Source organism: Sphingomonas sp. TDK1, from assembly GCF_001650735.1.
Lineage (GTDB): Bacteria > Pseudomonadota > Alphaproteobacteria > Sphingomonadales > Sphingomonadaceae > Sphingomonas.
In genome coordinates, this window is the sequence record NZ_LXVY01000013.1 from 35148 (window position 1) to 41147 (window position 6000).

Below are 6000 nucleotides of genomic sequence, written 5' to 3' on the forward strand. Positions count from 1 at the left end.
GCTAGCCGACCCCGCATGTCTAGCCATTCGGGGTTGCGGTTGACCCGACAGGTCCAGGCACCGGGCACGGGCTGGTGATGCACCCCGGCGTCGTCGTGCTGGTCATCATCTACGAGGGCGCCTGCAAGGTCACGCTCCACGCCACGCAAGCGCAGGCATGGCGGCAGCTGATGGAGTTCGTCGACCGACGCTGGGAAGCGCGGTTTGGCCGCACCCCCTCCCCGATCGAGCCGGAGGCGCGCGCCGACCAGTTCTTCCGCAACGACGCGGACGATCTCTACGCGATTATCGACGCCGACGTCTCCGAGCTGCGAAACGCCTTGGGTTGATCTCCGATCTTCCCTTTCCCTGCTATATCCAGACGTCGTAAGGTCCCGTGAGCGGGAGCCAGCAATGTTCGAGTGCCTCATCCTGGGGGACAGTACCGGCCTGGGCGCGGCCCAGGCGATCAACCATCGCTCCGCGCAGCAATGCGACGTGCAAGCCGTGGAACGTGCGACAGCGGCGCAGATCCTCGCATGGCGCGAGACCGGCAAGGATTACGGGACCTGCATCTTCGCGATGGGTTCCAACGATGCGGCCGGCCCGGCTCTCGCCGGCAAGCTGGCGAAGATTCGATCCACCTTCTGCTTCCGCCGGGTCATCTGGCTTCTGCCCTACGCCCGGCCACAGGCCTATACTGTCAGTTCTGTCGCCGCGCGCTTCGGCGACGAGACGCTTGACTTGGTTCGGTTCGAGACACGGGACCGGATACATCCTCGAAACTATTCGCAAGTCGCGGCGGTTCTCCTGCGCTGAGCGCGGAACAATCCGACAAGGTGAGAAGGGTCGGGAAAGGCGGGCAATCGGGATCTACGTCCCGCGGCCCCTGCCCTTCCCCTGCCGGGACTCCAGTCCAGGCGCAGCTCGCAGGAGCTCGCTATGCCGCTTCACCTCTTGATGGTCAGCCTTCACGGCGAACCCGACGAGCTGTCGGCGCACCCAGATCACGATACCTCATGGGCCGCGCTCCTCCGTTACATCGACGAGCGATGGTCGACCCGCATCGACGCGGAGCCTCCGGCCGACGACAACGCCCGCGTCGAGGCATTCTTCCTGCTGCCGACTCGTTCTACCTCATCGGCGAGGTAGGTGCGACGATCCCGGGAGCTTAGCCCCCTCCCCTTTCGGCCTGGTCCATCAGCTTTTCGATGGCCTGCCAGTAAGGCAGTCGCTCACGGTCGCAGTAATCGATGAAGCGCCCCATGACGCTCAACGGCCCCTTCACGCTGACCTGGTGGAGCTGCTCGCCCGCATAGGCCGACTTCTGCCGCCGAGGCGGTCCGGCAGGCGCGGCGGGCTTGGTGAACCCATGCTCGCGACCGACATCGTCAATCGCGGCAACCTCCCGGCGCTGTTCCGAACGACTGCGCTCGGGCCGTGCGGTAGGCTTGATGTCAGAGAGATCATCGAGACCTAGTTTGATCCCACTGCTCATGCCGTCTGCTCCACGGTTTGCTGCCGCCTGATCTCGGTTACGACCTCCTTAACGAAGGCAGACGCGTTCGCTCGGGCCTTCTCCAGCCCGGCCGCCTGTGCCTCACCGAGTTTCCACAGCGACGTGTAGTGCGTGAACATCGCGCGGAATCCGGCACGGTCATTGAGCGCCGTCTCGAATGTCGGAATACCCGCTTCCTTGAACTGCGACCTGATCTCCTTCTCGTCCCGCGTCGCGATCGCCGGGTTCACCCGGGTAAAGAGCATCCGGTAGGGTATCTCACGCCGCATCGCCCTGCCCTCGCCGACCACCAGCTTGATGGCCTTGCTCGCCTGACGGGCATCTACGGGCGATGCCTGCAGCGGGATGATCACAAGGTCCGTGCGCGAGATCGCGTGAGACATGGCGCGGTTCGCAGTTCCTTCAAGATCGACGATGACGAATTGGCTTGCCGCGGCCGCTTCCTCTATCTCGTCGATCACCACGTCGTCCGTGGGCAGCGTTCGGCACGCGAAGCCGGGCTCGCTGGTTTCCCGCGCCCACGTCTCCAGCGTTCGATTTGGGTCGCCGTCTATCACCGTCACGGACGCGCCAGCGACGCTCAGCCCGCTAGCAAGAACCAGCGCCGAGGTGCTTTTCCCCACTCCGCCCTTGGGGCTCGCGAAGGTGATCACTGGCATTCCGCAGCCTTCCTAACCATTGCAGCGGACCGCTGAAAACTACACCGCCCCGCACCGCAAGACTGGCGGACCAACCGCCCGCCACCGCCACTCTCTGCCAGACACCGCCCGCATTGACAACGCCTGTGTAGCGCAGGGGGGCAATGCCCGCGCCACCATACGCCCTGACGCGCCCTGCTACGCCACGCCCGACATGGCACCGCCGCGTACCGCCACGCATTACCATGCAGTGAAGGGCATTGCTACGCCCGGCACCGCCACGCGTGACAACGCAGGCGTATGGTAGCAATCGCCCGAGTACGCGGGCAGTGCCTAGGAAGGCGACGCCATTCCGGGCGGTTTTCCGGAGTGTCTCGAACATGCCCCAGAATGGCCATGGTACCAAACGCTACCATGATCTTGACGAGAACAAGGGGAGGGGGTGCAGTCTTGCGAAGGAGCTGACGGGATGCCCTATACAGCGTTGAAACCTAGCCAGAAACTCGTCGACATCGTCGGCGCGCTCGGTGGATCATGGCACGGGTATGTCGCCTCGTGCCGATGTCCCGCGCATTGCGACAAGACGCCGAGCCTGTCACTCCGACAGGGAAACCGGGGCATCCTCGTGACGTGCTTCGCCGGCTGTGACGCGGAAGACGTGCTACGCGAACTCCGGCGCGTGCCCGTCGCGCGAAGGTTCGAGCCGCCGAAGGCGGACCTTCGCCGCGGCACTGGAAACGTCGAACGACTCTGGGATCAAGCGGGATCAGTGGAGGGTACGCTTGCCGAGCGCTACCTTATCGGTCGTCATATCGACCTGGGTCCGGCCGGCCTCCGCTTCCACCCGCGCTGCCCGCTCGGCCCCAAGCCGCACACCGTCTTCCGGCCGGCGCTGCTGGTCGGCGTCCGCGAGGTCAGACGCCTTGTCGCCCTCCAGCGGATCTTCATCGACCCCGCTACCGGCCGCTACGACTGCAAGGTGATGCTCGGCCAGCCGGGGCAGGGGGCTTGGCAGGGGCGCCCGCTGTCCGGCAACATCATGGCGATCGCCGAGGGCTTCGAGACCGCGGCGGCTTTCACCATTATTCATGGCGTACCCTGTTGGGCGAGCCTGGGCGCGCGACGGCTCGACCAGCTCCGCTTGCCGCCCGGCGTGTCGACCCTCCTGATCGCCGAGGACAACGATCCCGAGGGCTCGAGTGCGGCCGATCGTGCCGAGGCGCATTATGCACGTCCTGACCTTACCATCCGGCGTGCGCCACCACCCGGGCGCATCAAGGACTGGGCGGTCGTTCTCGATGGCGAACGGGAAAGGGGAGGGGGGTCGAGTGGGTGATGCTGCCGATTGGCGGCCGATCCAGGAGACCCCCATGACCGACCTTTTCTCGACGGCAGCAACCGCCGACCGATGCGCCGCGCTCCTGCTGCAGGATCGTATCCGGTCGGGTGAGACGATCACCCGCGCCGTTCTCAACGCCGCGATGACGGAGGCCTATGGCGGCAGCGACGCGCAGGGCCGCTGGACCCAGCGCGAGAGCTTTGAGATTTTGGAGCACGCCCTCGCGCTCCACCTGCGGACGCGGCCCTATGAACTCCAGGCGTTCGCCGACGTCGTCGCTCCGATCCGGCTGATGGCGAGCCTGCCGACCCAGACGGTCAGAAGCGAGGAACAGCTCGAATGGCAGCAGTTCTCGACGCCGGCAGACATCGCCGCGCTCGCCGTCCTCCTCGCCAATGCACAGCCCGGCGACGTCGTGCTGGAACCCAGCGCCGGCAACGGCCTCCTCGTGGCCCAGCTGCGCCAGGACGTTACCCTACAACTGAACGAGCTCGACCCCGCCCGACGCGCCCGCCTTGCGCACAGCTTCCCCGGTGCCCAGATTTCGGGGCACGACGGCGCGGCGATCACTTCGCTGATGGCGGCATCCGAACGCCCGACACTGGTGCTGATGAACCCGCCGTTCTCCCGATCGCTCGGCCGCGGAGCCGACGATCTCGCGGCCGTGCGCCATCTTCAGGCGGCGTTGCGCCGGCTCCGGACAGGCGGTCGCCTCGTGGCGATCATGCCCGACTGGTTCGGCCCGAGCGCTCGCCTCCGCGATCTCTACGAGACGACGCTGCGCGACGTGGCAGTGCGGACCTCTCTCCGCCTCGAGAAGTGCTACGCCAAGCACGGCACGTCGATCGCCGTGCGCCTCTACGTCATCGACAAGACGCCCGGGACCAGTGTGCCATCCACGATCCAGAGATCCTCCGTCGCGGAGTTCTGGACGTCCTCACGATCGTCGACCGGCTGAAGCCAAAGATGGACGTGCCGGCGCCGCCTGTCCGCAAAACCGGGACCACGACCTTGTTCCGGGCCGTGAAGAGCACCCGCCCGGCTGAGCCCCGCGCGTTCCACGCCCCGACCCGCAACGAGGTCCTGCCCGTCGAGTTCACGCCGCTGGACCCCCCCGCGCCGATCCTCGAGCAGACCGGCGTCTATCTCCCGTACCGTCCGAGCCGCCTCGTGTTCACGACCGCCGGAGAGCATCCGACGGCGCTGGTCGAGTCCGTCGCGATGGGATCGATCCCGGCGCCGGTCCCCCACCATGTCCCGCGCTTGCCCGAGCGCACCGTCGCCGATCGACTTCTGTCTGCCTCGCAGCTCGAAACCGTCGTCTACGCCGGTGACGCCTGGACCCAGATGCTGCCGGGCAAATTCCGCCCCAGCAAGGAAGGCGTCGGGCTCGAGCTTGCCGACGACGGCCGCGAGTACCGGAAGGGCTTCTTCCTGGGTGACGGCACGGGCGCGGGCAAGGGGCGGCAGATCGCCGCCTGCATCCTCGACAACTGGCTCCAGGGCCGGCGCCGGCACATCTGGATCACCAAGAACGAGCCGCTGCTGGAGGACGCGCGGCGCGACTGGACCGCATTGGGCGGCATGTCGGCCGACATCCAGCCCCTCACCAACTGGAAGATCGACGAGGTGGTCAAGCTCGACCAGGGCGTCATCTTCGTGACCTATCCGGCGCTCCGATCGGCGAGGAGCGACCACACCCGCCTGAAGCAGCTCATCGACTGGGCCCGCGAGGACTTCGACGGCGTGATCGCGTTTGACGAGGCGCACGAGATGGGCGGCGTCGCCGGCGGGGAGGGCGCGCTGGGGGCCAAGAAGGGGTCGCAGCAGGGGATCTGCGGAGTGCTCCTCCAGAACCACCTGCCTCGCGCCCGCGTGCTCTACGCATCGGCGACCGGGGCCAGCGACGTGAACAATCTCGCCTACGCCGTGCGGCTCGGGCTCTGGGGGCCGGAGACCGCCTTCGCCGACCGCGAGCAGTTCATCAGCGGCATCCGCAAGGGCGGGATCGCGGCGATGGAGCTCGTCGCGCGCGACCTCAAGGCGACCGGCCTCTACATGGCGCGCGCGCTCAGCTTCGCCGGTGTCGAGTACGACATCCTGAAGCACGCGCTCACCCCCGACCAGATCAAGATCTACGACACCTATGCCGATGCGTGGGGGATCATCCACCGCAACATGGAGCAGGCGCTCGAGCTCACCGGCGTCGTCGACGTGCTCGAGAACGCGACGCTCAACAGCGGGGCGAAGGCGTCGGCACGCTCGCGGTTCGAGTCGACCAAGCAGCGCTTCTTCGGCCAGGTACTTCTCAGCCTGAAGCTGCCCACCGTCATCGCCGCGGTCGAGGAACACCTAACCGATGGCAAGTCGGTCGTGCTCCAGCTCGTCACCACTGCGGAATCGATCCTCAACCGGCGTCTCGGCGAACTCAGCCCCGACGAGCGCGCGGACCTGGAGATCGACCTCTCGCCGCGGGAATTCCTGTAATGTTGAGCTCAACATTACACGGCTTCTCTGCAGTCGCA

At 66.6% G+C, this 6000-nt stretch carries 6 protein-coding genes and 1 pseudogene; 5 read left to right on the top strand and 2 right to left on the bottom strand.

The features are described 5' to 3' along the window. The first annotated feature begins 74 nt into the window (after window positions 1–74). The 3 genes from A7X12_RS09885 to A7X12_RS09895 all read left to right on the top strand — a co-directional run bounded on the left by A7X12_RS09885 (window position 75) and on the right by A7X12_RS09895 (window position 1131). Window positions 75–329 (top strand): hypothetical protein, encoded by a 255-nt coding sequence (locus A7X12_RS09885; RefSeq protein WP_157105552.1) that lies wholly within the window; start codon window positions 75–77, stop codon window positions 327–329. A gap of 64 nt (window positions 330–393) precedes the next feature. Beyond that, window positions 394–798 (top strand): hypothetical protein, encoded by a 405-nt coding sequence (locus A7X12_RS09890; protein ID WP_064311476.1) that lies wholly within the window; start codon window positions 394–396, stop codon window positions 796–798. A gap of 123 nt (window positions 799–921) precedes the next feature. Beyond that, on the top strand, window positions 922–1131 hold the full coding sequence (locus tag A7X12_RS09895; protein WP_157105553.1) for a hypothetical protein: 210 nt from the start codon (window positions 922–924) through the stop codon (window positions 1129–1131). A gap of 19 nt (window positions 1132–1150) precedes the next feature. Here the strand turns inward: A7X12_RS09895 and A7X12_RS09900 are convergent, their stop codons facing one another. Together A7X12_RS09900 and A7X12_RS09905 are read right to left on the bottom strand one after the other, a co-directional pair. After that, entirely contained in the window at window positions 1151–1477 is a 327-nt protein-coding gene (locus A7X12_RS09900) for a hypothetical protein (protein ID WP_064311478.1), read from the bottom strand. Beyond that, entirely contained in the window at window positions 1474–2157 is a 684-nt protein-coding gene (locus A7X12_RS09905; protein ID WP_064311479.1) for a ParA family protein, read from the bottom strand. The genes A7X12_RS09900 and A7X12_RS09905 overlap by 4 nt, the downstream gene beginning before the upstream one ends. Window positions 2158–2605: 448 nt before the next feature. Between A7X12_RS09905 and A7X12_RS09910 the strand changes: the two genes are divergently transcribed. Further along, entirely contained in the window at window positions 2606–3472 is an 867-nt protein-coding gene (locus A7X12_RS09910; RefSeq protein ID WP_064311480.1) for a DUF7146 domain-containing protein, read from the top strand. A gap of 34 nt (window positions 3473–3506) precedes the next feature. Further along, window positions 3507–5962: pseudogene (locus A7X12_RS09915) on the top strand (strawberry notch-like NTP hydrolase domain-containing protein). Window positions 5963–6000 lie beyond the last annotated feature (38 nt).